This is a genomic window from Nitrobacter sp. CN101 (assembly GCF_055390255.1).
This window is the reverse complement of sequence record NZ_AP038833.1, coordinates 1,364,388-1,387,031: the sequence shown is the minus strand read 5'-3', so window position 1 is coordinate 1,387,031 and position 22,644 is coordinate 1,364,388. Positions and strand designations below refer to the sequence as shown.

The following is a 22,644-nucleotide window of genomic DNA, read 5'->3' as shown; positions in this document are numbered from 1 at the left end:
ATGTCAGCCTTCGGCAAATGCCGGCTATACTTTTTCAGTGGGTTGTTTCCGGAATGGAGGACCGCTTGAGCGAGTTGCTTCATCCAAACGCCCCCCACGATCTTCCCTCGTTCATTACAGCGCCCGGTGACACGGATGTCCTGATGGTGGCTGTCGGCGTCATCCTGCTTGGAGCCGTTCTGGCGGTCGGCAATATCTATCTGCGACTGCATACCCTGCCGGAGCGGATGGCGCACAGATCGCAGAAGCTGCAGTTCGAGATTGTCGCCGTTCTCGGCTTACTGGCGCTGTTTACCCATATGCATGTGTTCTGGGTGGCTGGACTGTTGCTGGCGATGATCGACCTGCCGGATTTCAGCACCCCGCTGCGCAGCATCGCAGGCTCCGTGGCGACAATTGCCGGCGTCCAGCCGGGCACGGAAACGCCCCGACCGGCGCAAGATATCGCGACCGCCGACGCACCGGACTTGGCGAAACCAGACTCGGCGAAACCAGACTTGGCGAAACTGGACTTGGCGAAACCGGATTTGGCAAAGGCGTCCGACAAAAAGGAATCCGGCGAGGATGACGCCGGCGCTAGCGGGTTGCCGGGTCATGCTTGAACTAATGCTTTGTTCTCTGCTGACGATCGTCCCCGATTATCTTTACCGGCGCTACGCGCAGGGAAAGCGGCTTGGCCGCGAAATCACGCTCTACTCCGTCTGGTTCGAGCTGAGGTGGGGCATTACCGCCTGTTTGATGCTCACGGTCGCTCTGATCACGGTGATCTTCTATTTCCATCCCTCGACGACGACAGCGACCCTGTACTTCAGGACCGTCCCGATCATCCCCGAGACAATCGGGCGGGTGGCCGAGGTTCGTGTCGATTTCAGCGCGCCCGTGAAAAAGAACGACGTGATTTTCAAGCTCGACAGCACGAAACAGGACGCAGCGCTGGAAACCGCTCGGCGCAAGATCGCTGAGGTGGATGCCGCGCTTGGCGCTGCACAGGTCGATATCATCAAGGCGGATGCCCAGATCCAAGAAGCCAAAAGCGCATACAAACAGACGTCCGACGAGCTTAACGTGAAGCGCGAACTGCAAAGGCGCAATCCGGGGATCGTCCCCCAACGCGACATCGAGAAACTCGAGGTCCTGCTCGCGGGACGGGAGGGCACCGTCAATGCCGCCAATGCGGCCAAACAATCCGCGATGACCCGCATGACATCGCTTCTTCCCGCGGAGAAGGCCAGCGCCGAGGCGGCGCTGGCACAGGCGCAGGTTGATCTCGACAAGACCTACATTCGCGCCGGCGTTGACGGACGCGTCGAGCAGTTTTTGTTACGGCCTGGTGATATCGTCAACCCGATGATGCGATCGGCGGGAATCCTGATCCCGGAGGGCGCGGGCAAACGGGTCCTGTCGGCGGGATTCGGCCAAATCGAAGCGCAGGTGATGAAGGTCGGAATGGTGGCGGAGGCCACCTGCATTTCGAAGCCGTGGACCATTATTCCGATGGTGATCACCAGCGTACAAGACTACATCGCGGCGGGTCAGTTCCGTGGCGGCGAGCAGCTCGTCGAGGCGGGACAAACTCTGCGTCCAGGCTCGATTCTCGTCTTCCTCGAGCCGCTCTACAAAGGCGGCCTGGAGGGCATCACACCGGGAAGCAGTTGCATCGTCAACGCCTACACCAGCAACCACGACCAGATCGCGTCAAAAGATACCGGGGCCTTCAAGCGCTTCGCGCTCCACGCCGTAGACGCCGTGGGGATCGTGCATGCCATGCTGTTGCGCATCCAAGCCCTTGTGCTTCCTGTCAAGACGCTGGTCATGAGTGGGCATTGAGACTTGTTTTCGATCTCAAGAGCAACATCGTGTCAAAACGATCCCGCGATTGCGACACTTCTCGCCGCTTGCGGGCTTCTGATTCAACCGTCGTTGAATCAGAAGCCAGTATTATCTTTTTTGATTGATCATGATCTTTATCCGAAAAACGATTTTCACTTTTCGTGGTCATGCTCTAAGCATGAAGCGATTTTCTCATCACATCATTGTGCGGGGGCACCAGCCATGGCGGATGCCGATCTTGACGTCATCATCCGGCAGCTTGCGAAGCAGCAACACAAAAGCCTGACGGCGGCTGTAAAGACTCGGCGCGACCGCTATCTCGCTCTTGCGGCGAAAGCGAAGGATGTTGCAGGCAAGCAGCGTTTGCGACAAATGGCAAAACACGCGTTCGAAGAAGGCACCGCTGCCGCGAGGCGGCTGCAAATGTCGGCCGACAACGCGGCCGACAGCTACGCACGCGCGATGCGGCGGGCGGCGGATACGTTCGCGGCGGAACAGGCCGTCGTGCCGAAGAAAAAATCCGGCAAGACAGCGAAACGGAAAACGGTGAAGGCCTGACGCTTATAGCTTTTTCGGTTCGTGTGAAGAAAACGCGTCAGAATCGAACGTGATCGATTCTAATATTTCCTGCAGATCAGTATCGGTGAAGACCAACGCAACCGCGCGGTCGCGGGCGAGATAGAATTTACCATGATGAGCATATAGGCATCGCGCCGATGCGCGCATGCTCGCGCGCCATAATTTCGAACACACGCGGCCGCAATGTACGGCTTCGGATTGGCGGACTGGCAGAACCCATGGCTTCGAGGATCATACGACGTGCGGGTTTACTGCTTCTGGCCGTTGCTGCCGGCTGGATAACCGGAACCTTATCGGCGCGATCGGGAGATGCCGACCCTCCCGGCAACCCGGCGGAGCACATCGCTCCCGATGGCGACCTACCCGCGGATTCCGAAATCGACTGGAGCCAACTCGAGACCGACGGCTTTGCCCTCTCGAAGGAAATGCCGCCGCAGGTTCGTCATTCACAGTCATCGTCGCAACCCGCATCCGACCCCGAACTTGCCTGGACCTCCCGCGATAATGCGGACGGCTCCGCCGCCCTTACCGCAAGACGCTCGGTTTCACCGCTCTGGGACACACGGATCGGGACCGACCTGACCGTCATACGTCAACCGTCGCCGCTGACGGCGTCGGAACCGGCAGCGAACAAACTTGCAACCGATGCCCGCCCATCGCAGTCCTCGGGTCAGGCATGGGCGGCCGCTACCGCGCCCGGCCTGGGGCAGATCTGGGACAAGACCGCGCTTGAAGCACGGATCGACCCCGCCCGGGCTCAAACCATGCTCGATACGTCGCTGAGCAAATCCCTGCCTCTCAGCGACGGCCGCTATGCGGTTACCCTTCAGAATGGCTACAACGTCACTCAACAGGACGCGCTGTCGATCCCAGGCATCAAAGGAACGCGACAGTATAAAACCGACCACTCGGCCAAGCTGAGCCTGACCGACACCGGCACCAGCCTGATCGCGGGACAGTCGCTTTCAACAAACGATAATAAATGGCTTCGCAGGATCGGTGCCGAACAAAAGCTGTTCGACGACATCAGCGTCGCCGGCTCGGTCAGCGAAACGCCGCAAGGTCCCCCGAACGCGAGCCTGACCGCAGCGTTCAAGCGTAAGTGGTGAGCCCGCCAGCGCGGCTGATTTCGGGGATTGAACGCTGCTCGCCGCAGATCGGCCCCGATGTTGTCAAAATCAGCAGCCCTGATACCGTAGCTAGAACTCGTCGTGCGGGGGGACAACCGCGCTCGCTCAACGCGAAACAGGGAACAAGCCGATGAATGCCACTCCATCTGAAAAAGAAGAACCAAGCGTGCCCGAAGCCGATACGAACCTCGCCGCCGTCTCGGAGGTAGAGGCGGGTATTCGCGATTTCGTGCGCAACGACATCGCCTATCTGCGCCGTCCCGCTGCCGGTCCCGCCGCGGGTGCTCCGAACCCAGACGCGAAGCTGGAGCCGAACACGGAAGCAACGGTGAACAACGTCAACTCGCTGATCCAGCGTGTCGCCGGAACTTCGCTCGCCGAGATCGAGAACCTCGTGACCGAACTTGAAAGCCTCCGCGATCTGCTTCATGCGGAAGGACAGCGGGTCCAGCGCGAAATCTCGGGCTATGCTCAGTTGAGTCAGGCCGCGATGAAGTCGACCCGGATAATCGCGGACAACGTCGCGCAATGGAAACGCACAGCTGAGAACCTGCGCAACGAGTGAGCATACTGCTCTTGCAGCGAGGATATTAAAGTTTGATCCAGATCGAGCCTGGATCAGACTTTAGTGTCCTCACTTCAATCTGCCGTTCAGTCGAACAGGCTCGATACTGATTGTTCGGCAGCAGTGCGGTTGATCGCCTCGCCGATCAATCCGGCGATCGACAGCAGGCGGATGTTGCCGGTCTTGCTCACGGCGTCGGTCGGCTGGATCGAGTCGGTAATGACCAGCTCTTTCAGTTTTGAGCCGGCGATGCGTGCGGCGGCGCCGCCGGATAGCACCCCGTGAGTGATATAGGCATAGACGTCCCGGGCGCCGTTAGCGAGAAGCGCGTCGGCGGCATTGACCAGAGTGCCGCCGGAATCGACGATGTCGTCGATCAGAATGCACGTATAGCCCGCGACATCGCCGATCACGTTCATGACCTCGGATTCGCCAGCGCGCTCGCGGCGCTTGTCGATAATCGCCAGCGGAGCACTAATGCGCTTGGCAAGACCGCGCGCGCGCACCACCCCGCCGACGTCAGGCGATACCACCATCAGCTTGCCGAGTTCGAACCGCTCCTTGATATCGCGGACCATCACCGGAGACGCGTAGAGATTGTCGGTCGGAATATCGAAAAAGCCTTGAATTTGCCCCGCGTGCAGATCAAGCGTCAGCACGCGATCCGTCCCGGCGCGCGTGATCAGGTTGGCCACCAGCTTGGCCGAAATCGGTGAGCGCGAACCGACCTTTCGATCCTGCCGCGCATAGCCGAAATAGGGAATCACCGCGGTGATCCGGCGCGCAGAGGCGCGGCGCAGAGCGTCCGTGATGATTAAAAGCTCCATCAGGTGGTCATTGGTCGGATACGACGTCGACTGGATGACGTAAACGTCCGAGCCGCGCACATTCTCCAGGACTTCGACGAAGATCTCGTTGTCGGCGAAGCGACGGACGCTGGCTTTCGTGAGTTCAAGCCCAAGCCATCTGCCGATTTCCCGCGCCAGCACCAGATTGGAGTTGCCGGCGACCAGCTTGACGGCGCCGTTCTTGGCGGACATCGACGCGTCTCCCCGCGATGTGGTGGATACAACGTTCAACATCCCGTCTCCCGAGAGCCTCTCCGATCCCGCGGAGGCGGTGTATCAAGGAGTGGCCAAGTCTGGCAATACGCCGCCTGCGGAATCCGGCGTAGATCCCGCGGAATCGGACGTCAATGACAGCTTAATGCGGCGAAGCCGACCACGCTCGCCGACATCTGCCGTCTGCGAAAAAGGGCCGTCCTGCGGTTGCCGGGTGGTAGCACGCGCCCGTTCTGCCCTGAACGGAGCTTCGCCACACGGCATGCGCGATCGTCGACCGTCGGCATCCGGCGCGGTTAATCAACGTCCAGCACGATCGCGTGGACGTGGCGGCCGAAATCCGGTTCCTCGCGATGCACCGAGCGGCGATAGCTGAAGAAACGTTCGTTTGAATAGGTATCGATACCGGTATCGTCGATCGTCAGCACGCCAGCGCGTTCAAGCCGCATCCGGATGAAGCCGCCGAGATCGAACATGGCATGACCGTCGCGCTCCGACCGAATGAAGAACCGCTCATTGTCCGGATCGGCTTCCCTGAATCGCACGACGAATTCGGCGCCAACCTCGTAGCTTTGCTGGCGGATCAGCGGACCAATAGCAACGGCCATGTCGCGGCGCCGGCCGCCAAGCGCTTCCATCGCTTCGATGGTCTTTTCCAGCACGCCCGTCAGCGCGCCCTTCCAGCCGGCATGTGCCGCGCCGATGACGCGGGCCTGCGGATCGGCGAACAGGATCGGGCCGCAGTCGGCCGCGGTCACGCCGATCGCAAGCCCGGGGGTTCGCGTGACGATGGCGTCCGCACGCGGCCGGGATGACACGTCCCAAGCCCTGTCGGCGACTACGGCATCGGACGAGTGGAACTGGTAGAGCGAGAGAAAATTCCCTGGCGCAACGCCCATCATCTCGGCCATGCGGCGCCGGTTCTCGGTGACATGCGCCGGATCATCCTGCGAACCGATGCCAGCATTTAAACTCGCATAGATGCTCTGGGAGACGCCGCCTTCACGGGTGAAAAAGGCATGCCGCAGCCCGGAAACCGTCGAAAGCAGGGTGGATGCCAGCGTCACGGCGCCCTCATCCCACCGCGACGCTCCCGATCGCTCAGTCCCACCAATTCGGTGAGACCGGGATCGGAGACGCCGATCACCTTGAACATCGACCCCATGCCGCCACGGCCCCCCTCGGTTAGACGCTTCAGCGCCGTCGCGATGCTGTCGGATATTTCAGGAGTTGCTTTCTCCATCAGGTTGACGGCGCGGGACTCGATGCCGAGCCGTCGCAAAAATTCTCCCTGCGTCACCGGCCCGTGCACGCGGGCGCCGACATCCTCGGCTGCGCGGGCAAGCGCCTCGAAATCCACATGGGCTGTCACGTCCACCTGACCGGGATATTTCAGCGGATCGGCGAAGCTGTGCCTTGCGATGGCCTGAAAGGTATCGCCGGCGTCGCTGCGCACATGGCCGTAATCGATGATCAGCGCAGCGCCGCCGTGATCGCGAACGCGGGTTGCGATGGACATGATCTCGGCATCCGGGCGCCACTCGAAAATGGCCCCGACCGGCGCCGCGCGCACCAGCGGCGGCAGCAGCATGTCGAAGCGCAACGTTGGCGCAGCGTTGGCGCCGAACACGAGTTGACCGCTGCCATCGATATCGACAACCCGCTCGTGCCAGCCGTCGTCGCGCTTGACCATCTGATGGATCGGAAGCACGTCAAAGTATTCGTTGGCGAGGATGATTGCCGGTCCCTCCGGCACCTCGTCCAAGCTCGCGTGCCAATGGATGTTCGGCGCGCTGGACAGCACCGCCTTTTGCTTTTCCCTCAGCACCGGATTGATCTCGATCAGATGGACGCTGAGCGCCTCATACATGGGTGGCAGCACCCGCAACGCGCGTAGCGCATCCGCCATCATAGTGCCGCGGCCGGGACCGAACTCAATCAGCCGCAGCGTGGCCGGAGAGCCGATCGACCGCCACACCGAGGCGCCCCACAACCCGAGCAGTTCGCCGAACATCTGGCTGACTTCGGGCGACGTGATGAAATCACCCTCGCGCCCCAATGGGTCGCGCGCGATATAGTAACCGTGTTGGGGATGGGTCAGGCAAAGCTGCATGTAACGCCAGACCGGCAGCGGACCGGACGTCTTGATCAGCTTCTTGATGTCGGCCAGCAGCGGAGAAGGTTCAGCCACGATCGACCTTGCCCGGATTCGGAATCGCTCGTGCGTCTGACGCCCGCGAACCGCGGGACCAGGCGGCATAGACAATAGCGAGTCCAGCGATAACCATCGGTATCGACAATAGCATTCCCATGGTCAATCCGCCCCACAGAAATCCGAGCTGTGGATCCGGCTCGCGAAAGAATTCTGCGACAATTCGCGCCAGCGCGTACAGCGTGATGAAGCTGCCAAGAATCAGCCCCGGCCGCTTGAGCACGCCGAAGCGGATCATCAGCGCGAGGATCGTGAACAGTACCAGCCCTTCGAGCGTGGCCTCGTAAAGCTGGCTCGGATGCCGCGGCAGCGGGCCGCCGTTAGGAAACACCATGGCCCAGGGCAGGCTCGGGTCAGCCGGACGCCCCCACAATTCGCTGTTGATGAAGTTGGCGATACGGCCAAGAAAAAGGCCGATCGGCCCGACCGCGGTGGCGACGTCCCCAAGCGACAGGATCGGCAGGCCGTGCCTGCGGCAGAACAGGATGACCGCCGCGACACAGCCCATGAAGCCGCCGTGAAACGACATGCCGCCGTTCCAGAGCTGAAGGATCTGGGCGGGATGGTGGATGAAGAAATCCAGATTGTAGAATAGCACATAGCCGACGCGGCCGCCGACGATGATGCCGATCGTCACCCACAGGATAAAATCGTCGAGCTGCACCACCGAGATCGGCACCGGCCCGCCCCAGAGCTTCTCGCTCCTGAGCAACGCCCGCGCATAAAGCCAGCCGAGCATGATACCGCCGATATAGGCCAGCGCATACCAGCGGATCGCGATCGGACCGAGCGAAATGGCAACGGGATCGAAGACGGGATAGGTGATGAGGAGAAACATCGCGTTCGTTCTATCCAAGGCGTCATGCCCGCGCTTGCCGTGGGTATCCACCTCTCGAACGACCCCGTAACGATTGCAAGGGAAATCCGGCCCCAACAAGGCTTGCGGCGGTTCGAAAGATCAAGCGGGCTTGAACTGCCGTGCCGGGATCGCCATTCTCTCTCGGTGACATGGCGATCTTGCCGCTAACCGGAGATAGTAGATGACCCAGACCAGCAACCGGTTTTTCGACGAGATTGGACGGCTTATGAACGATACCGCCGGAGTGGCTCAGGGGCTCAAGCGTGAGGTCGACGCGGTGGTCCGCCATCAGGCAGAGAAGATCCTGCGCGACCTCGATTTGGTCAAGCGCGAGGAGTTCGAGGCTGTGAAGGAGATGGCGCGGCTTGCGCGCGAGGACAATGAGACGCTGAAGGAGCGGATCGCCGCGCTTGAAGCCAAACTTGGCCCGGCCGGCTGAACGGATGTTTCAGCAGGGTCAGCGAGCGGGGATGTGCGCGACTGCAACACTGTCCAGCGAATATACGCCATCTGAGTAGCGCTTCACCACGGTCCACGTTGCCAGCGTTACGGCCAGCGTCACGCTCGCGAACAGCAAGCCGACGATCTTCAATCCAGCGCGATCTGCCATGGCGTCCCCCTGCCCCTTACCCTGACGCGTTTCGACAAGACTGTCTGAGGGTTCACAATTCCTTAAAAGAGGCTCGTTTTCTAATAAAATTCCTCCAAAGTAGGTCAATCGTGCAACCCCTCAATCCTGCGGAAGCCGGCGCGGGACGAAAACTGAGCCCAAAAAGGAAAAGACCAGTTCGCCGCGCTGGTTCGTGCCGGTGTTACGTATTTGCATAACGCCCCATTCCGGACGAGAGCGGGAGGCTCTCAGCGATTCGACTTCGCTGGCATAACTGACAGTATCCCCCGCCAGTACCGGTTTCAGCCAGCGCAGGTCGCGAAATCCGGGCGACGGGCCCCCACATCCCGGGCTTTTCGCCGCGCGCGGTGGCTTCCGCCGCCTCACGCTGACTGTCCGCGACCATCAGCTTCATCCAAACCGAAACGACATGCCAGCCGGAGGCTGCCAGACCGCCGAACAGTGATTTGCGGCCCTCATCCTCGTCGAGGTGAAACGGCTGCGGGTCGAATTGCGACGCGAATGTCTTGATGAGATCGCCGGTAAAGATAAACGAACCGAGATCACGACGCTGCCCGACCCCCATGTCTTCGAAATAACCCAAGGGTTCAGCTCCGCGCCGTCTGCTCCGCACGGCGCCGGATCATGATCGGAGACACCGCCTCGAGCAATACCTGGCCGGAAGCATTGCGCATGCGCATCGCGAAGGTCACGATTCCCATCTCCGGACGGCTGCGCGACGCCCGCGCCCCTGTTACGTCCACGTCCAGCATCAGATCGTCGCCCGGCCGCAGTGGCGACAGCCAGCGGACTTCATCAACGCCGGGAGAGCCGAGCGAAGCGGTCCGTCCGATATAGCCGTCAAACATCATGCGCATCATAAGCGAACACAAATGCCAGCCCGAACCCGATAACCCGCGCAGCATGGTATGCTTCGCCGCCGCCTCATCGAGATGCATGGGCTGCGGATCGAACTCGGATGCGAATGCGATGATTTCGTCACGACCGACATGCCGCGGCCCGAAAGTGCCGAAATGGCCGAGGGAGAAATCTTCAAATGTCAGGGTCATGGCGAGACCTGTTGAAGGATGCCCGATTGTGGCCGCTATTTGCAGCAATCTCAACCGTACGCCAGCATGCCGCGGCGCGAGCTTGCCGGGAGCGGCCCTTGGGGTAAGTGCCGCCCGGCTTATGACGGCCGCGCGACGCGCGAGGGGAACGGCAAATGTTTGAAATCCGGGATCTGTTTCAGTGGGATCGCTTCATCACGCCCACCATCATCAAGGTATTTTATTGGCTGGTCATTGTCCTGATCGTGCTGTCGGGATTATCCGGCATCTTCGCGGGCCTGACCTCGATGGCCGTCAGTCCCTTTAGTGGTTTCATCACGATCCTTCTGAACGTCGCCGGCGTCCTCGTTGGCATCGTGTTTTCGCGGATCGCAGCCGAGTCGATCCTGATCGTATTTCGTATCAACGAACATCTCGGTGCTATTCGCGATCAGGGCGCGACCCGGTCGTAGCATGATCCGATCCGAGGATCGGTTTTCTTTCGGGATTCATGCCCTGAGCATGATCCCGACTCGAAGGGCCGCGCCAGCGCAACGTGAAAACCGGTCCGGATGAGAGCATGCTCAGCCGGAAGAAATAAGCAAAGCTTGATTCAACGCAGTTGAATCGGACTCTAGGTATTGAACCGGAAATGCATGACATCGCCGTCAGCGACGACATACTCTTTCCCCTCCAGCCGTAGCTTGCCGGCATCGCGTGCGCCTGCTTCGCCATTGAGCGCCATATAGTCGGCGCAAGCGATGGTTTCGGCGCGGATGAAACCTTTTTCGAAGTCGGTGTGAATGACGCCCGCCGCACCTGGGGCCTTGGTGCCCTTGGTGATGGTCCAGGCGCGCGCTTCCTTCGGGCCTACCGTGAAATAGGTGATGAGATGCAGCAGGTCGTAGCCCGCGCGGATCAGGCGGTCGAGACCCGCCTCTTCCAGCCCCAGCGTTTCAAGGAAATCGGCGCGCTCCTCACGCGACAGCGTCGCGATCTCGGACTCAATCTTCGCGGAAATCACGACCGCGACCGCGCCTTCCTTCGCCGCATGTTCGAACACGGCTTGCGAGAAGGCGTTGCCGCTCGCCGCCGAGCCTTCCTCGACGTTGCAGACGTAGAGTACCGGCTTTGAGGTCAGCAATCCGAGCATGCGGAAATTGCGTTCTTCCTCAGGCTTGCGCTCCATGCCGCGCGTCGGCTTGCCGTCGCGCAGGAGCTTGAGCGCACGCTCGACCAGATCGAGCTGCTCCTTGGCTTCCTTGTCGTTGCCCTTGGCCTTTTTCGAAAGATTATCGACGCGCTTCTCGAGGCTTTCGAGATCGGCCAGCATCAGTTCGGTCTCGATGGTCTCGATGTCCGCGAGCGGCGCGATTTTGCCCTCGACATGGGTAATGTCGGAATCCTCAAAACAGCGCACGACATGCGCGACCGCATCGACCTCCCGGATGTTGGCAAGAAACTGGTTGCCGAGCCCTTCACCTTTGGATGCGCCGCGCACCAGACCGGCGATATCCACAAACGTTAGTTGCGTCGGAATGATCTGCGCCGATTTGGCAATCGCCGCGAGTCCGTCGAGGCGAGAATCCGGCACCGCCACGGCGCCGACATTAGGCTCGATGGTGCAGAACGGATAGTTCGCCGCCTGCGCCGCCGCCGTTTCCGTCAACGCGTTGAACAGGGTCGACTTGCCGACATTGGGCAACCCGACGATACCGCATTTGAAACCCATGATTCATTCCGATATTTGGCGCGGATTGCGCAACCGACCCGGATCGCCATAAGCGGGGCTCACCCGCCTATCCACCTTTTCGAGGAGCCAATCGCCGGACCGTTGGCGATGAAGACGATCTGAGCTGGCCGTTTACTTGGCGCCGTTGTTGTCCTCTTTATCCTTCTCGGCAAATCCCTTCGCCTGCATCGCGAGATGCACCTTGTTCTGGAATGCCGAATCCCTGGCGGCGACGAGCAGCGCCGCGTTTTCCGCAACGACATCCATCAGCGCCTCGACCCAGGGACGTTCGCTTTTGGTGAAGTCGTTCAGCACGTGCGCATGCACCAATTCCTTGATGCCCGGGTGACCGACGCCTAGTCGGACACGGCGATAGTCGTTGCCAACATGCGCCGAGATCGATCGCAGGCCGTTGTGTCCGGCAATGCCACCGCCGACCTTGACGCGAACCTTGGCCGGTGGGAGTTCGATCTCGTCGTGAAACACCACGACATCACCCTGCGTCAGCTTGAAGAACTGCGCGGCGTCCTGAACCGCGTTGCCGGAGTTGTTCATGTAGGTCGTCGGCTTGAGCAGAATGACTCGCTCCCGGTCGAGCGTGCCTTCGGAAGCTTCGCCCTGAAAGCGGCGGCGCCACGGTGCGAACCCGTGACGCCGCGCGATCTCGTCCACGACCATGAACCCGATGTTGTGTCGATTCCCCTGATACTTCGTGCCGGGATTTCCCAGTCCGACGAACAGGCGCATGACGCGGATCCCCTAGAGCATTTTCCGGCCAAGTGGAATCCGGTTAGCTGTAAGACATTCGCGTTGCGAAACCTCGGCAGGCGGGGTCGCGAATGTCAAATCCGCTCCACCGGCCGCTTACTTCTTTTTGTCGCCACCACCTGCGGGCGCTTTCGCCCCACCACCTGCGGGCGCCTTCGCGCCACCGGCGGCCGCGCCTGCAGCAGCAGCAGCTGGAGCCGCACCGGCGGCGGGAGCCGCGGTGCCGGCCGCAGCGGCGGCGGCTGCCTTGAGTTCTTCCGCGTAGCCTGACGGCGGCACAATGGTCACCAACGTGACGTCCTCGCGTGCCAGCGGTTTCACGCCGGGCGGCAACGCAACGTCCGACAAATGGAGCGAATGGTTGATTTCCAGTGCGCCGACGTCGGCCTCGATGAACTGCGGGATGTTTTCAGCCGCGCACTCGACATCGATCGCGTGGGTCACGAGATTGACGGTGCCGCCGCGCTTCACGCCGGGCGCGACATCCGCCTTCAGCAGGCGAAGCGGAACGCTGACGCGGATGGTGGCGCCTTCGCCGAGCCGCATGAAGTCCACATGGATCGGCAGATCCTTGACCGGATCGAGGTGGAAGTCGCGCGGAATCACGCGGTGCTTCTTGCCGTCCAGGTTGATGTCAAAGATCGTCGTCAGGAACCGGCCTGCCAGAATGCGCTGACGCAGTTCTGCTTCTTCGACCGAGATCGGCTGCGGGGGCTGCTTATTTCCATAGATCACGCCCGGCACTCGGCCGGCGCGACGCTCAGCCCGGGCGGCCCCCTTGCCGCTCTTCGGACGCGCGTTCGCCTTCAATTCCCTGACGGTCGCCATCGATTTATCCTTGCTTTTCAAAAAGTTAAAGGCCGCAATTGCGGCCCGTTGCACGTCACCGGCAAGCCTCCAGGGGTGCGGGGGCCATGAGACGTGGCGGCGTTCTAACCGCAAACGCCCGAAATAACAAGAAATTGGGCTGAGTTTTTCGAACTCTCCGGCTGTCGCGTAAGTCGCTTTTAGCCGTCGGACAGGCTGATCCTTCCGCGTCGGGGAGATATTGAGAAAAGGCTGATCCAGGGTCCCGCCCGAGAAGGCGCTTCGGTCCTACCGATGCATCGTAACGAGAGATTGCTGGAACAAGGATCAACATCCGAAAAATTTTCGAAGATGAAGCGATTGATCGCTCCTTTTGAGAGCGAGCGGCGCAACCGTGCAACACACCAACCTCGTTTATCGCCGAGGGTGTAGACATCATCCGGCGTCGGAATCTTTCGTCGATCATCGGATGATGCCGGACTCGCGGCAGGCGAGTCGCAACCGCAAGACTCGCGCAACGCGAGTCCCGAGTCCGTTTTGTTCACGGCGTAAACCGTCTCTCCTTTCGATCAGTTGTGGACGACGCGCGGTTTGCCTGTGGACGGACTCCAGGCGGCGTTGCGCCGATTCCGCAAATCACATCACTTGATCCGCGCAGGACATCATCCTCATTCGACCAACGCGTGTGATGGATCGTCTGAAAGATTGATATCCGCCGCGTGCCAGCACCGGCCGTTCTATGAGTGCGTATCAACTCAAGCAAAAGCAAGGATCGGGACGGCATGTCGCTGCTCGAAGGCGCTATCGATTCCAAGAACAATCCGCTGGCGGTGGTCGAGGACATTGCCGCCACCAACGATTGGGCGTTCGAGCGTTCCGGCGAAGACGAAATCACAATCGTCTCGAAAGGCAACTGGACCGATTATCACCTCACCTTCACCTGGATGGGTGAGATCGATGCGTTGCATCTCGCCTGCGCCTTCGACATGAAGATTCCGGTCGCCCGGCGCGGCGAGGCCCAGCGCGTGATCGCCGCGATCAACGAGCAATTGTGGGTCGGCCATTTCGATATCTGGACCCAGACCGGAACGATCATGTACCGTCATTCGCTTGTCCTTCCCGAGGGGCTGATTGCGTCAAACGCGCAGTGCGAGACCATGATGGCGGGTGCGATCCACGCCTGCGAGCGCTACTACCCGGCGCTGCAATTCGTGGTCTGGGCCGGTAAATCGGCGGCCGAAGCGATGACCGCCGCGATGTTCGACACCGAGGGCGAGGCGTAATCTCGCGCAATTGTTTTTTGCGTCATGACCGGGCTTGACCTGGCTGTCCATCTTCTTGCAATTCGTTCAATGAATGACGGATCGCCGGGTTGTCCGTGCGAAGATGTGCTTCGTACTCAACCCGCGATGACGGGTCTTTTTGACCATCAGGAACCCGCCATGACGATAACGCCGGACATGCAAACTCTCGCGGATATTTCGGGCACCGTCGTTCTCGCCGGCGCCGGGAAGATGGGCAGCGCATTGCTGACGGGATGGCTCGCGCGCGGATTGGATCCGAAGCGCGTCATTGTCATCGAGCCATATCCTTCCGCCGATATCCACTCGCTCGCCGCCGGCGGCATTCGGCTGAATCCCATAGCCGAGGAAATCGGTGCCGTCGCAGCGCTCGTGATCGCGGTCAAGCCGCAGAACTTCGGCGATGCCGCTCCAGCGCTGCGGCCGCTGGTGGGATCTCCGACACTTGTGGTGTCGATCATGGCGGGCACAACGATTGCCATGCTCGACACGGCCTGCGGCGGCAACATCGTCCGCGCGATGCCCAATACGCCTGCCGCGATTGGCCGCGGCATGACGGTGGCGGTCGCCGCGAAAGGCGTGAACGAGACACAGCGCACCATGGCCGACGCGTTGCTGCGCGCGACCGGGGCGGTGGAATGGGTCGATGACGAAGCGCTGATGGACGCCGTCACGGCTGTGTCGGGATCGGGACCGGCCTACGTCTTCCTGCTCGCCGAGGAGCTGGCGCGCGCCGGCGTCAGCGCAGGCCTGCCTGCCGATCTCGCTGCAAAGCTGGCCCGCGAGACTGTCGCCGGGTCAGGCGAATTGCTGCATCGATCCGATCTCGACGCCGCGACGCTACGCCAGAACGTCACCTCCCCCGGCGGCACCACGGCCGCGGCGCTCAACGTATTGATGGGCGAGCACGGTCTGAAAGAACTGATGACGCGCACGGTAGCCGCCGCGACTAAGCGATCGCAGGAACTGGCGAAGTAGTTTTTTGCTACAGGACTGAAGCGCCCCTGACGATCCGAAGGATTTCCGCGAGCGCTTGACGCATCGTCGCAACATGCTGCGGGAACGCTCATCCGGCTTGAAGAATTGCCATGACTTGCCGCAACATGGGCCACCCGGACCCGTTTGGGAGAAAGCTCACATGCTTGCCGACGAGGTTGCATCCCTGCTCGATCATCTCGGGGTTTCGCCCGATCGACGGCACGGCACACGCGCCGTACGCTCGCCTCTGACCGGCGAGACCATCGCGCACCTCGAGGATGCAAGTTCGCAACGTGCGGCCGAAACCATCGCGCTCGCTGAAGCGGCATTCCGGACATGGCGTGGGGTCCCTCCACCGCGGCGTGGCGAACTGGCTCGCCTGCTCGGCCTTGAATTGCGCGCCGCCAAGGATGTTCTGGGCCGCCTGGTCACCATCGAAGCCGGCAAGATCGTCTCGGAAGGCCGTGGCGAGGTGCAGGAGATGATCGACATCTGCGACTTCGCGGTCGGCCTGTCCCGCCAGCTTTACGGCCTCACGATCGCCAGCGAGCGGCCCAATCATCGCATGATGGAGCAATGGCATCCGCTCGGCCCAACCGGCGTCATCACCTCGTTCAATTTTCCCGTCGCGGTGTGGTCGTGGAATGCGGCGCTGGCGCTGGTCTGCGGCAATCCAGTGATCTGGAAGCCGTCGGAAAAAACCCCGCTCACGGCGCTGGCGGTGCAGGCGTTGTTCGAACGCGCCGCCGTCAAGGCGGGCAACATCCCCGACGGCTTATGCACCGTGCTGATCGGCGGGCGCGATATCGGCGAAGCCTTGGTCAACGATCCACGGGTGCCGCTGATTTCCGCGACCGGATCGACAGCGATGGGCCGCGAGGTCGGCACGCAGCTTGCGCGGCGGTTCGCGCGCAGCATTCTCGAACTCGGCGGCAACAATGCCTCGATCGTCTGCCCCTCGGCAAACCTCAATCTTGCGCTGCGGGCCATCGCCTTCGCCGCCATCGGCACCGCCGGCCAGCGTTGCACCACGCTGCGACGGTTGTTCGTTCATGACAGCATCCACGACGAATTCGTAGCGAAGCTGAAACGCGTCTATGCCTCGGTCCGGATCGGCGACCCGCTTGCAAGCGACGAGGTGCTGGTCGGTCCGCTGATCGACGAAGCCGCCTTCGAGAATATGCAACGCGCGCTTGAAGAGGCACGGGCGCACGGCGCGCGGGTCCACGGCGGCGAGCGTGTCGAGGAGAAACGGTTTCCCAACGCGTATTATGTCCGGCCGGCGCTGGTGGAAATGCCGGCGCAGTCCGGCCCGGTGCTGCGGGAGACCTTCGCGCCGATTTTGTATGTCATGACATATACCGACCTCGACGCGGCGATAGAGCAGCACAATGCGGTCGCTCACGGACTGTCGTCCTCGATCTTCTCGACCGACATGCGCGAGGTGGAGAAGTTCCTCTCAGTGGCGGGCTCCGATTGCGGCATCGTCAATGCGAACATCGGCCCCTCCGGCGCCGAGATCGGTGGTGCATTCGGCGGAGAAAAGGAAACGGGCGGCGGCCGCGAGGCCGGCTCCGACTCCTGGAAAGCCTACATGCGTCGCGCCACCAGCACGGTGAATTACGGCGACGATCTTCCGCTCGCCCAAGGCGTCCGCTTCGACATCGATTGAGACGGAGAGTATTTTCCAGTGGAATCCGGTTAGCCAAAATCGGGAGCCCGCTTCCGATCCCATCAGAAAGCGGGCTCTAGGGATCAGCTTCCGCGCGAGCGAATTCGTCCAGCACTTCGGCGACCCGGTCCGCCACCCAATCGATCTGGGATTCTTCGATAATCAGCGGCGGCGCAAAACGAATGGTGTTGCGGTGAGTGTCCTTGGTCAGCACGCCCGCTTGCAACAGTCGCGTTGCTACCGAGGCGGCGTTGGCTAAATCGCGATCCAACTCGACGCCCGCGAACAACCCCCGTCCTCGCACCTCGCGAATGATGGGATTTTCGATCGCGCCAAGCCGTGCGAGCAGATGCGTGCCGAGGCGCGCGGACCGCTCGACCAGTCTCTCGTCCATCAACGTATCAAGCGCAGCCAATCCGACCGCGGCCGCAATCGGATTACCGCCGAAGGTGCTGCCATGGTCGCCGGGCGTGAATACCTGCATCACCTCGCGCCGCGCCAGGAACAGCGACACCGGCAGAAGTCCACCGCCCAACGCCTTGCCCAGTGTCACCGCGTCCGGCGTCACGCCGTCGTGCTGGCAAGCCAGTAGCCGCCCGGTGCGACCGAGACCGGACTGGATCTCGTCGCAGATCAGCAGGACATTGTGCTCCCGGCAGATGCGCGCGACCTCGGCAAGGTAGCCCGGCGGCGGCACGTTGATGCCGCCTTCGCCCTGGATCGGCTCGACCAGGAAGGCCGCGGTGTTCGGCGTGATCGCAGCTCGAAGCGCCGCCACGTCGCCGAACGGCACCGACCTGAAACCGGGCGGAAATGGACCGAAGCCGTCGCGATATTGCGCCACAGACGAGAAGCCGACGATAGCGATGGTGCGGCCGTGAAAATTGCCGTCACATACGATGATCTCAGCGCGATCGGCCGACACCCCCTTGACCGTGTAGGCCCATTTGCGCGCGGCCTTCAGCGCCGTCTCCACCGCCTCGGCACCGCTGTTCATCGGCAGCGCCAAGTCCATCCCGGTCAAGCTGCAAGCGCGGGCGAGAAAGGCTCCGAGACGATCGTTGAAATAAGCGCGCGAAATCGTGTCTAATTGTCGTGCCTGGTCGGTGAGCGCCTGTATCAATCGGGGATGAGAATGTCCGAAGCTTGCAGCCGAATAGGCGCCCATCATATCGATGTAGCGTCGCCCGCTCTCATCCCACAGGTAGACGCCCTTGCCACGCACGATGGTGACCGGCATCGGCGCATAGTTGGAGGCACCATAGCGCATTTCCAGCTTAACCGAGCCGTCCATGTCACCCGCTCCCTCAGTTCGAGTGTGCTCGAGGCCGTAGAGCATCATGCGCTCCTCCTAGCCAGACCGCAACGAGCTCATATTCAATGTGGGACCTCAGAACCGGGAAAGCTAGGCATGATCCAAGCGCAGAGAGAACACTCCTACACTACACCGGCACCCGCACGGTCGCGCGCAGACCGCCCATCGGACTGTCACCGAGTGTAATGTCACCGCCATGGGAGCGCGCGATGTCTCGCGCAATAGCGAGGCCGAGACCGGAGCCGCCCTCGTCCTGATTGCGCGCGCTGTCGAGCCGCAGGAACGGCTTGAAGACCTCCTCGCGCATGTCCCGCGGGATGCCCGGGCCATCATCGTCGACCATGACGGTTAGCCATCGGTGATCGCGATGGCCGTTGATGGCGATGGAGTCGGCATATCGTGCCGCGTTTGACACCAGATTGCCGAGGCAGCGCTTGAACGCTGCCGGCTTGACGGTGGCGACGGGAAGTCCGTTAAATATTGCCGTTGCTGCGTGACCGTTGCGCTCGGCATCGCTTCGCAACTCCTCGAGAGCGGAGGCCATGTCGGTCGGCTGCGCATGCTCGCCGCTGTCACCGCGCGCGAAAGCGAGATAAGCCTCGAGCATCCCGTGCATCTCGTCGACATCCTTGCGCATGCCATCGACTTCCGGACTGTCGCCGATCAGCGCCAGCTCCAGCTTGAAGCGGGTCAGGATCGTGCGCAGGTCATGCGACACGCCGGCCAGCATCGCGGTGCGCTGCTCGATACTGCGCTCGATACGCATCTTCATTTCGATGAACGCATGCGCCGCGCGGCGGACCTCGCGCGCCCCGCGCGGACGGAAGTTCGGCGCGTCGCGGCCCTTGCCAAAACTCTCGGCAGCGTCCGCCAGCCGCAGGATCGGCTTGATCTGGTTGCGAAGAAACAGCACCGCGACGAACAGCAGGATCGACGACGTGCCCAGCATCCAGAAGATGAAGATTTCCGAATTTGACGCATAGGCGGCGCTGCGCTGCGCAAACACCCGCATCACAGTGTCGTCGAGCTGGATTCTGATTTCCACCAGATTGGACCGTCCGACCGTATCGATCCAGAACGGCTTGCCAATCTGCCTGCTGATCTGCACCGACAGCGATTGGTCGAGCAGGGAGAAGAACGGTTTCGGCCCGGGCGGGGGCATATCGCCCGCAGGCAGGAAATCGACGACCAATCCGAGCCGCTGCTGTGCGATGCGCCGGATCGCCGTACGGTCCTTGTCCTGCGGGTAATCCTTGTACACATCGATCAGCGCGGCGACGTCCTGCACGACTGCCGCCGACAGACGTCGCGTCACCGTATTCCAGTGGCGCTCCATGAACACGAAGGCCACGACCGATTGCAGCACAACCATAGGAACAATCATGATCAGCAGCGCACGGGCATAAAGGCCCTCGGGCATCCACTTTTTGAACGCGTGCCCAATCCGGCTATTGACGACCATGACCCGTCGCAACGCCGTGCGGATTAGCGTCAGACCGGCATCGAGGGTGGTCGTGATCGACGTCAAGGAGCTGCGACCAGGCGATAGCCTACCCCGCGTACCGCCTGGAGGAATAGCGGATTGGCGGGATCGCGCTCGATCTTCCTCCGCAACCGGTTGATCTGGACATCGACGGCGCGCTCGTTCACGGTGCCGCCGCCGTTGAGTTCGCCGCGGCGAACCGTCTCGCCCGGGGTGGCCGCGAGCATACGCAGCATCTCGCGCTCGCGATCAGTGAGATGAATGACGTCGTCGCCCTGACGCAGCTCACCGCGCTCCAGATGATAGACATAGGGTCCGAACGCAATCGATTCGCTTCGCATCGTCGGCAGCGGCATCGTGCGCTTGAGGATATTCCCGATCCGCAGCACCAGTTCGCGCGGCTCGAACGGCTTGGCGAGATAGTCGTCAGCACCGATCTGCAAACCCTCAATGCGGTTCTCGGCCTCGTGCAGGGCCGTCAGCATGATGATCGGCACCGGGGACGAGGCACGGATGGAACGGGCGAGATCAAAGCCGGTTTCGCCGGGCATCATGATGTCCAGGATCAACAGGTCGAAATGCAGACCGAGCAATTTCGAGCGGGCGGCCTTGGCGCTCATGGCCGTGGTGACACGATAGCCCTCCCCCGCCAGAAAACGCGACAACAGATCCCGGATGCGCCGGTCATCGTCGACCAGCAGCAGATGCGGGGCGTCGTCGGCCAGCTTCACCTGCGCTCGCGCGGTCCCTGCCGTTTGCGTTACTGTCATGCCTTCACCATCTTGCCGTCCGCTCGCAGGATCGCCTCCAGCACCTTGTCAGGATCATCGTGGTCGACCATCCCGAGCAAAAATTTGCGCACCACCTCGGCACCGGATGCGTCGAGGCCCCGCAGCGCGCGTTTGATGCGATCGGTCTGAAGGCCCGCGAGCTGCGCCACCAGCGCCTCGCCTTTCGGGGTGGCGAAAAGAAGGCGCTGACGGCGGTCAGCGTCGCCGGCCTTCTGCACGATATAGCCCTCGTCGAGGAGTTGCTTGAGCACTCGCCCTAGCGATTGCTTCGTGATCCGCAGAACATCGAGCAAATCGGCGACGGTGAGCCCGGGGTAACGATGGACGAAATGCATGACTCGATGATGCGCGCGGCCGAAGCCGAATTCCTCAAGCACATGATCAGGATCGTCAACGAAATCGCGATAGGCGAAGAACAGCAGTTCGATGATGTCCCAACGCGTCTCCGCGGATCGCCTGCCGGGCGTCTCAGGGCCGGAAGTGACCATGGCGGTCGGCGCCGAGAGTTTTATGTCAGCCATATTGACATATCTGGTTTCAATGTTACAAGTCGGCTGTCTGATGCGAAATATAATAACGTTTCGTCCGGAGCCCGACTGTTTATCGACCCCCGACACGAGCGTACGAGACCACGCAGCCCGGAATTCTGATCGGTGCGATTGCCGGGCGGCATTTCGGTTAACATACTGGACTTCGCGCCTTCCGCCAAAGCGGAAACCGCCTTCGCATGGCAGGCAGGGGCACGCAGACAAGGTGCTGCAAAGCCGGGAGAATGTTCATGGGAGTTTCGCTTGATACGATCGATGGCGGGACGTCGTTGAGATTCGATATCCAACCGACGGCCAATCCGACGCAGGCGACCGTGCGCGCCGAAAAACTTGCGAACCCTGGCTTTGGCCGGGTGTTTACCGATCATATGGCCGTTGTGAACTTCAATCAGGCGAAAGGCTGGCACGGAGCGAGGGTCGCGTCGCGCGCCAACTTCCCGCTCGATCCTGCGACCGCCGTCCTGCACTACGCGCAGGAGATTTTCGAAGGCCTCAAGGCCTACAAGCGTGATGACGGTGGCGTCAACCTGTTCCGTCCCGACGCTAATGCGAAACGCTTCCGCAATTCGGCCGAGCGCATGGCGATGGCGCCACTACCCGAGACCGTTTTCATCGAGGCCATCGAGCAACTCGTGCGCATCGACCAGGACTGGATTCCTGGCGGTGAAGGCAGCCTATACCTGCGGCCCTTCATGATCGCGAACGAGGTCTTCCTCGGCGTCAAGCCATCGGCGGACTACATCTTCGCCGTCATCGCCTCTTCGGTCGGCTCCTATTTCAAGGGCGGCCCCGCACCAGTCTCGATCTGGGTGTCGGAAAACTACACGCGCGCGGCAGTCGGCGGCACCGGCGCCGTCAAATGCGGCGGTAACTATGCCGCCAGCCTGCGCGCGCAGGCCGAAGCCATCGATCGCGGCTGCGATCAGGTGGTTTTTCTGGATGCGGTCGAGCGACGCTATGTCGAAGAACTCGGTGGCATGAACGTTTTCTTCGTTTTCGATGACGGTTCGCTCTCAACGCCGCCGCTCGGCACCATCCTGCCGGGCATCACCCGCGATTCGATCATCACACTCGCAAGGGAATCCGGCACGAGCGTGCGCGAGGAGCCCTATACAATCGATCAGTGGCGCACGGATGCCGCCAGCGGCAGGCTCCGGGAAGCGTTCGCCTGCGGCACCGCCGCCGTCATCTCGCCGATCGGCAAGGTGTGCTCGGCGCACGGCGATTTCACCATCAATGGCGGCGCCGCCGGGTCCGTCGCGATGGGCTTTCGCAAGAAGCTGGTCGACATCCAGTATGGCCGCGCGACCGACCCGCACAACTGGACCCGCAAGGTGCTGTGACCAGCGCATTC

At 61.6% G+C, this 22,644-nt stretch carries 24 protein-coding genes and 1 pseudogene; 11 read left to right on the top strand and 14 right to left on the bottom strand.

Annotated features, from left to right (window positions below; genetic code table 11):
* The first annotated feature begins 65 nt into the window (after positions 1-65).
* From ACZ5IL_RS06730 to ACZ5IL_RS06710, 5 genes are all read left to right on the top strand, one after another.
* Positions 66-602, top strand: coding sequence for a hypothetical protein (locus ACZ5IL_RS06730; RefSeq protein WP_464595919.1), 537 nt, complete (start codon positions 66-68; stop codon positions 600-602).
* Positions 595-1,827, top strand: a complete 1,233-nt coding sequence (locus tag ACZ5IL_RS06725) for an HlyD family secretion protein (protein ID WP_464595918.1) — start codon at positions 595-597, stop codon at positions 1,825-1,827. The genes ACZ5IL_RS06730 and ACZ5IL_RS06725 overlap by 8 nt, the downstream gene beginning before the upstream one ends.
* Before the next feature lie 225 nt (positions 1,828-2,052).
* Complete coding sequence (locus ACZ5IL_RS06720; RefSeq protein WP_464595917.1) at positions 2,053-2,388, top strand: hypothetical protein; 336 nt, start codon at positions 2,053-2,055, stop codon at positions 2,386-2,388.
* Between the two features lie 239 nt (positions 2,389-2,627).
* Positions 2,628-3,518, top strand: a complete 891-nt coding sequence (locus tag ACZ5IL_RS06715) for a hypothetical protein (RefSeq protein ID WP_464595916.1) — start codon at positions 2,628-2,630, stop codon at positions 3,516-3,518.
* Between the two features lie 151 nt (positions 3,519-3,669).
* Positions 3,670-4,104: a hypothetical protein gene (locus ACZ5IL_RS06710; RefSeq protein ID WP_464595914.1), complete on the top strand. Its 435-nt coding sequence runs from the start codon at positions 3,670-3,672 to the stop codon at positions 4,102-4,104.
* A gap of 86 nt (positions 4,105-4,190) precedes the next feature.
* On the opposite strand, the gene ACZ5IL_RS06705 is transcribed toward ACZ5IL_RS06710, so the two are convergent.
* The 4 genes from ACZ5IL_RS06705 to lgt all read right to left on the bottom strand — a co-directional run bounded on the left by ACZ5IL_RS06705 (position 4,191) and on the right by lgt (position 8,215).
* The gene (locus tag ACZ5IL_RS06705) at positions 4,191-5,144 is read right to left on the bottom strand and encodes a ribose-phosphate pyrophosphokinase (RefSeq protein WP_464595913.1); all 954 of its coding nucleotides are present in this window, start codon (positions 5,142-5,144) and stop codon (positions 4,191-4,193) included.
* A gap of 317 nt (positions 5,145-5,461) precedes the next feature.
* Positions 5,462-6,232, bottom strand: a complete 771-nt coding sequence (pgeF, locus tag ACZ5IL_RS06700; RefSeq protein WP_464595911.1) for a peptidoglycan editing factor PgeF — start codon at positions 6,230-6,232, stop codon at positions 5,462-5,464.
* The gene (locus ACZ5IL_RS06695) at positions 6,229-7,356 is read right to left on the bottom strand and encodes a class I SAM-dependent methyltransferase (RefSeq protein WP_464595909.1); all 1,128 of its coding nucleotides are present in this window, start codon (positions 7,354-7,356) and stop codon (positions 6,229-6,231) included. The genes pgeF and ACZ5IL_RS06695 overlap by 4 nt, the downstream gene beginning before the upstream one ends.
* Complete coding sequence (gene lgt, locus ACZ5IL_RS06690; protein ID WP_464595907.1) at positions 7,349-8,215, bottom strand: prolipoprotein diacylglyceryl transferase; 867 nt, start codon at positions 8,213-8,215, stop codon at positions 7,349-7,351. The genes ACZ5IL_RS06695 and lgt overlap by 8 nt, the downstream gene beginning before the upstream one ends.
* Positions 8,216-8,417: 202 nt before the next feature.
* Between lgt and ACZ5IL_RS06685 the strand changes: the two genes are divergently transcribed.
* A complete protein-coding gene (locus ACZ5IL_RS06685; RefSeq protein WP_464595906.1) occupies positions 8,418-8,675 on the top strand; it encodes an accessory factor UbiK family protein in 258 nt (85 codons plus the stop codon).
* A gap of 18 nt (positions 8,676-8,693) precedes the next feature.
* Here the strand turns inward: ACZ5IL_RS06685 and ACZ5IL_RS06680 are convergent, their stop codons facing one another.
* The 3 genes and pseudogenes from ACZ5IL_RS06680 to ACZ5IL_RS06670 all read right to left on the bottom strand — a co-directional run bounded on the left by ACZ5IL_RS06680 (position 8,694) and on the right by ACZ5IL_RS06670 (position 9,916).
* The gene (locus tag ACZ5IL_RS06680; protein WP_173816003.1) at positions 8,694-8,846 is read right to left on the bottom strand and encodes a hypothetical protein; all 153 of its coding nucleotides are present in this window, start codon (positions 8,844-8,846) and stop codon (positions 8,694-8,696) included.
* Between the two features lie 120 nt (positions 8,847-8,966).
* A pseudogene (locus ACZ5IL_RS06675) lies at positions 8,967-9,450 on the bottom strand (MaoC family dehydratase).
* A gap of 4 nt (positions 9,451-9,454) precedes the next feature.
* The gene (locus ACZ5IL_RS06670) at positions 9,455-9,916 is read right to left on the bottom strand and encodes a MaoC family dehydratase (RefSeq protein WP_464595905.1); all 462 of its coding nucleotides are present in this window, start codon (positions 9,914-9,916) and stop codon (positions 9,455-9,457) included.
* 155 nt (positions 9,917-10,071) lie between these two features.
* Here ACZ5IL_RS06670 and ACZ5IL_RS06665 point away from each other — a divergent pair, with 155 nt between their 5' ends.
* Entirely contained in the window at positions 10,072-10,368 is a 297-nt protein-coding gene (locus tag ACZ5IL_RS06665) for a DUF4282 domain-containing protein (RefSeq protein ID WP_309773203.1), read from the top strand.
* Between the two features lie 161 nt (positions 10,369-10,529).
* On the opposite strand, the gene ychF is transcribed toward ACZ5IL_RS06665, so the two are convergent.
* The 3 genes from ychF to ACZ5IL_RS06650 form a co-directional block, all read right to left on the bottom strand.
* On the bottom strand, positions 10,530-11,627 hold the full coding sequence (ychF, locus tag ACZ5IL_RS06660) for a redox-regulated ATPase YchF (RefSeq protein ID WP_309773204.1): 1,098 nt from the start codon (positions 11,625-11,627) through the stop codon (positions 10,530-10,532).
* Positions 11,628-11,759: 132 nt separating this feature from the next.
* Complete coding sequence (gene pth, locus ACZ5IL_RS06655) at positions 11,760-12,374, bottom strand: aminoacyl-tRNA hydrolase (protein ID WP_464595903.1); 615 nt, start codon at positions 12,372-12,374, stop codon at positions 11,760-11,762.
* Between the two features lie 117 nt (positions 12,375-12,491).
* Positions 12,492-13,223, bottom strand: coding sequence for a 50S ribosomal protein L25/general stress protein Ctc (locus ACZ5IL_RS06650; protein ID WP_464595901.1), 732 nt, complete (start codon positions 13,221-13,223; stop codon positions 12,492-12,494).
* 761 nt (positions 13,224-13,984) lie between these two features.
* Here ACZ5IL_RS06650 and ACZ5IL_RS06645 point away from each other — a divergent pair.
* The 3 genes from ACZ5IL_RS06645 to amaB all read left to right on the top strand — a co-directional run bounded on the left by ACZ5IL_RS06645 (position 13,985) and on the right by amaB (position 17,153).
* Positions 13,985-14,485 (top strand): type III secretion system chaperone family protein, encoded by a 501-nt coding sequence (locus ACZ5IL_RS06645; RefSeq protein ID WP_464595900.1) that lies wholly within the window; start codon positions 13,985-13,987, stop codon positions 14,483-14,485.
* 159 nt (positions 14,486-14,644) lie between these two features.
* On the top strand, positions 14,645-15,481 hold the full coding sequence (gene proC, locus ACZ5IL_RS06640; RefSeq protein WP_464595898.1) for a pyrroline-5-carboxylate reductase: 837 nt from the start codon (positions 14,645-14,647) through the stop codon (positions 15,479-15,481).
* A 160-nt stretch (positions 15,482-15,641) separates the two neighbouring features.
* Positions 15,642-17,153 carry an L-piperidine-6-carboxylate dehydrogenase gene (gene amaB, locus ACZ5IL_RS06635; RefSeq protein ID WP_464595897.1) on the top strand — a complete coding sequence of 504 codons (1,512 nt, stop codon included), beginning with the start codon at positions 15,642-15,644 and terminating at the stop codon, positions 17,151-17,153.
* A gap of 76 nt (positions 17,154-17,229) precedes the next feature.
* On the opposite strand, the gene rocD is transcribed toward amaB, so the two are convergent.
* From rocD to ACZ5IL_RS06615, 4 genes are all read right to left on the bottom strand, one after another.
* Positions 17,230-18,447, bottom strand: coding sequence for an ornithine--oxo-acid transaminase (gene rocD, locus ACZ5IL_RS06630; RefSeq protein WP_464595896.1), 1,218 nt, complete (start codon positions 18,445-18,447; stop codon positions 17,230-17,232).
* 148 nt (positions 18,448-18,595) lie between these two features.
* Entirely contained in the window at positions 18,596-19,930 is a 1,335-nt protein-coding gene (locus ACZ5IL_RS06625) for an ATP-binding protein (protein ID WP_464596856.1), read from the bottom strand.
* 62 nt (positions 19,931-19,992) lie between these two features.
* Positions 19,993-20,721 (bottom strand): response regulator, encoded by a 729-nt coding sequence (locus ACZ5IL_RS06620; RefSeq protein WP_464595894.1) that lies wholly within the window; start codon positions 20,719-20,721, stop codon positions 19,993-19,995.
* On the bottom strand, positions 20,718-21,230 hold the full coding sequence (locus ACZ5IL_RS06615) for a MarR family winged helix-turn-helix transcriptional regulator (RefSeq protein WP_079447689.1): 513 nt from the start codon (positions 21,228-21,230) through the stop codon (positions 20,718-20,720). Before ACZ5IL_RS06615 ends, ACZ5IL_RS06620 begins: the two co-directional genes overlap by 4 nt.
* A gap of 290 nt (positions 21,231-21,520) precedes the next feature.
* On the opposite strand from ACZ5IL_RS06615, the gene ACZ5IL_RS06610 reads away from it, so the two are divergent.
* Entirely contained in the window at positions 21,521-22,633 is a 1,113-nt protein-coding gene (locus ACZ5IL_RS06610) for a branched-chain amino acid aminotransferase (protein ID WP_464595892.1), read from the top strand.
* The last annotated feature ends 11 nt before the right edge of the window (positions 22,634-22,644 follow it).

Bases quoted from the DNA above. Each gene is read 5' to 3' on its own strand.
- ACZ5IL_RS06725 (WP_464595918.1), top strand. From the start codon at position 595: ATGCTTGAACTAATGCTTTGTTCTCTGCTGACGATCGTCCCCGATTAT.
- ACZ5IL_RS06720 (WP_464595917.1), top strand. From the start codon at position 2,053: ATGGCGGATGCCGATCTTGACGTCATCATCCGGCAGCTTGCGAAGCAG.
- ACZ5IL_RS06715 (WP_464595916.1), top strand. From the start codon at position 2,628: ATGGCTTCGAGGATCATACGACGTGCGGGTTTACTGCTTCTGGCCGTT.
- ACZ5IL_RS06710 (WP_464595914.1), top strand. From the start codon at position 3,670: ATGAATGCCACTCCATCTGAAAAAGAAGAACCAAGCGTGCCCGAAGCC.
- ACZ5IL_RS06705 (WP_464595913.1), bottom strand. From the start codon at position 5,144: ATGTCCGCCAAGAACGGCGCCGTCAAGCTGGTCGCCGGCAACTCCAAT.
- lgt (WP_464595907.1), bottom strand. From the start codon at position 8,215: ATGTTTCTCCTCATCACCTATCCCGTCTTCGATCCCGTTGCCATTTCG.
- ACZ5IL_RS06685 (WP_464595906.1), top strand. From the start codon at position 8,418: ATGACCCAGACCAGCAACCGGTTTTTCGACGAGATTGGACGGCTTATG.
- ACZ5IL_RS06680 (WP_173816003.1), bottom strand. From the start codon at position 8,846: ATGGCAGATCGCGCTGGATTGAAGATCGTCGGCTTGCTGTTCGCGAGC.
- ACZ5IL_RS06670 (WP_464595905.1), bottom strand. From the start codon at position 9,916: ATGACCCTGACATTTGAAGATTTCTCCCTCGGCCATTTCGGCACTTTC.
- ACZ5IL_RS06665 (WP_309773203.1), top strand. From the start codon at position 10,072: ATGTTTGAAATCCGGGATCTGTTTCAGTGGGATCGCTTCATCACGCCC.
- ychF (WP_309773204.1), bottom strand. From the start codon at position 11,627: ATGGGTTTCAAATGCGGTATCGTCGGGTTGCCCAATGTCGGCAAGTCG.
- pth (WP_464595903.1), bottom strand. From the start codon at position 12,374: ATGCGCCTGTTCGTCGGACTGGGAAATCCCGGCACGAAGTATCAGGGG.
- ACZ5IL_RS06650 (WP_464595901.1), bottom strand. From the start codon at position 13,223: ATGGCGACCGTCAGGGAATTGAAGGCGAACGCGCGTCCGAAGAGCGGC.
- ACZ5IL_RS06645 (WP_464595900.1), top strand. From the start codon at position 13,985: ATGTCGCTGCTCGAAGGCGCTATCGATTCCAAGAACAATCCGCTGGCG.
- proC (WP_464595898.1), top strand. From the start codon at position 14,645: ATGACGATAACGCCGGACATGCAAACTCTCGCGGATATTTCGGGCACC.
- amaB (WP_464595897.1), top strand. From the start codon at position 15,642: ATGCTTGCCGACGAGGTTGCATCCCTGCTCGATCATCTCGGGGTTTCG.
- rocD (WP_464595896.1), bottom strand. From the start codon at position 18,447: ATGGACGGCTCGGTTAAGCTGGAAATGCGCTATGGTGCCTCCAACTAT.
- ACZ5IL_RS06625 (WP_464596856.1), bottom strand. From the start codon at position 19,930: ATGGTCGTCAATAGCCGGATTGGGCACGCGTTCAAAAAGTGGATGCCC.
- ACZ5IL_RS06620 (WP_464595894.1), bottom strand. From the start codon at position 20,721: ATGACAGTAACGCAAACGGCAGGGACCGCGCGAGCGCAGGTGAAGCTG.
- ACZ5IL_RS06615 (WP_079447689.1), bottom strand. From the start codon at position 21,230: ATGGTCACTTCCGGCCCTGAGACGCCCGGCAGGCGATCCGCGGAGACG.
- ACZ5IL_RS06610 (WP_464595892.1), top strand. From the start codon at position 21,521: ATGGGAGTTTCGCTTGATACGATCGATGGCGGGACGTCGTTGAGATTC.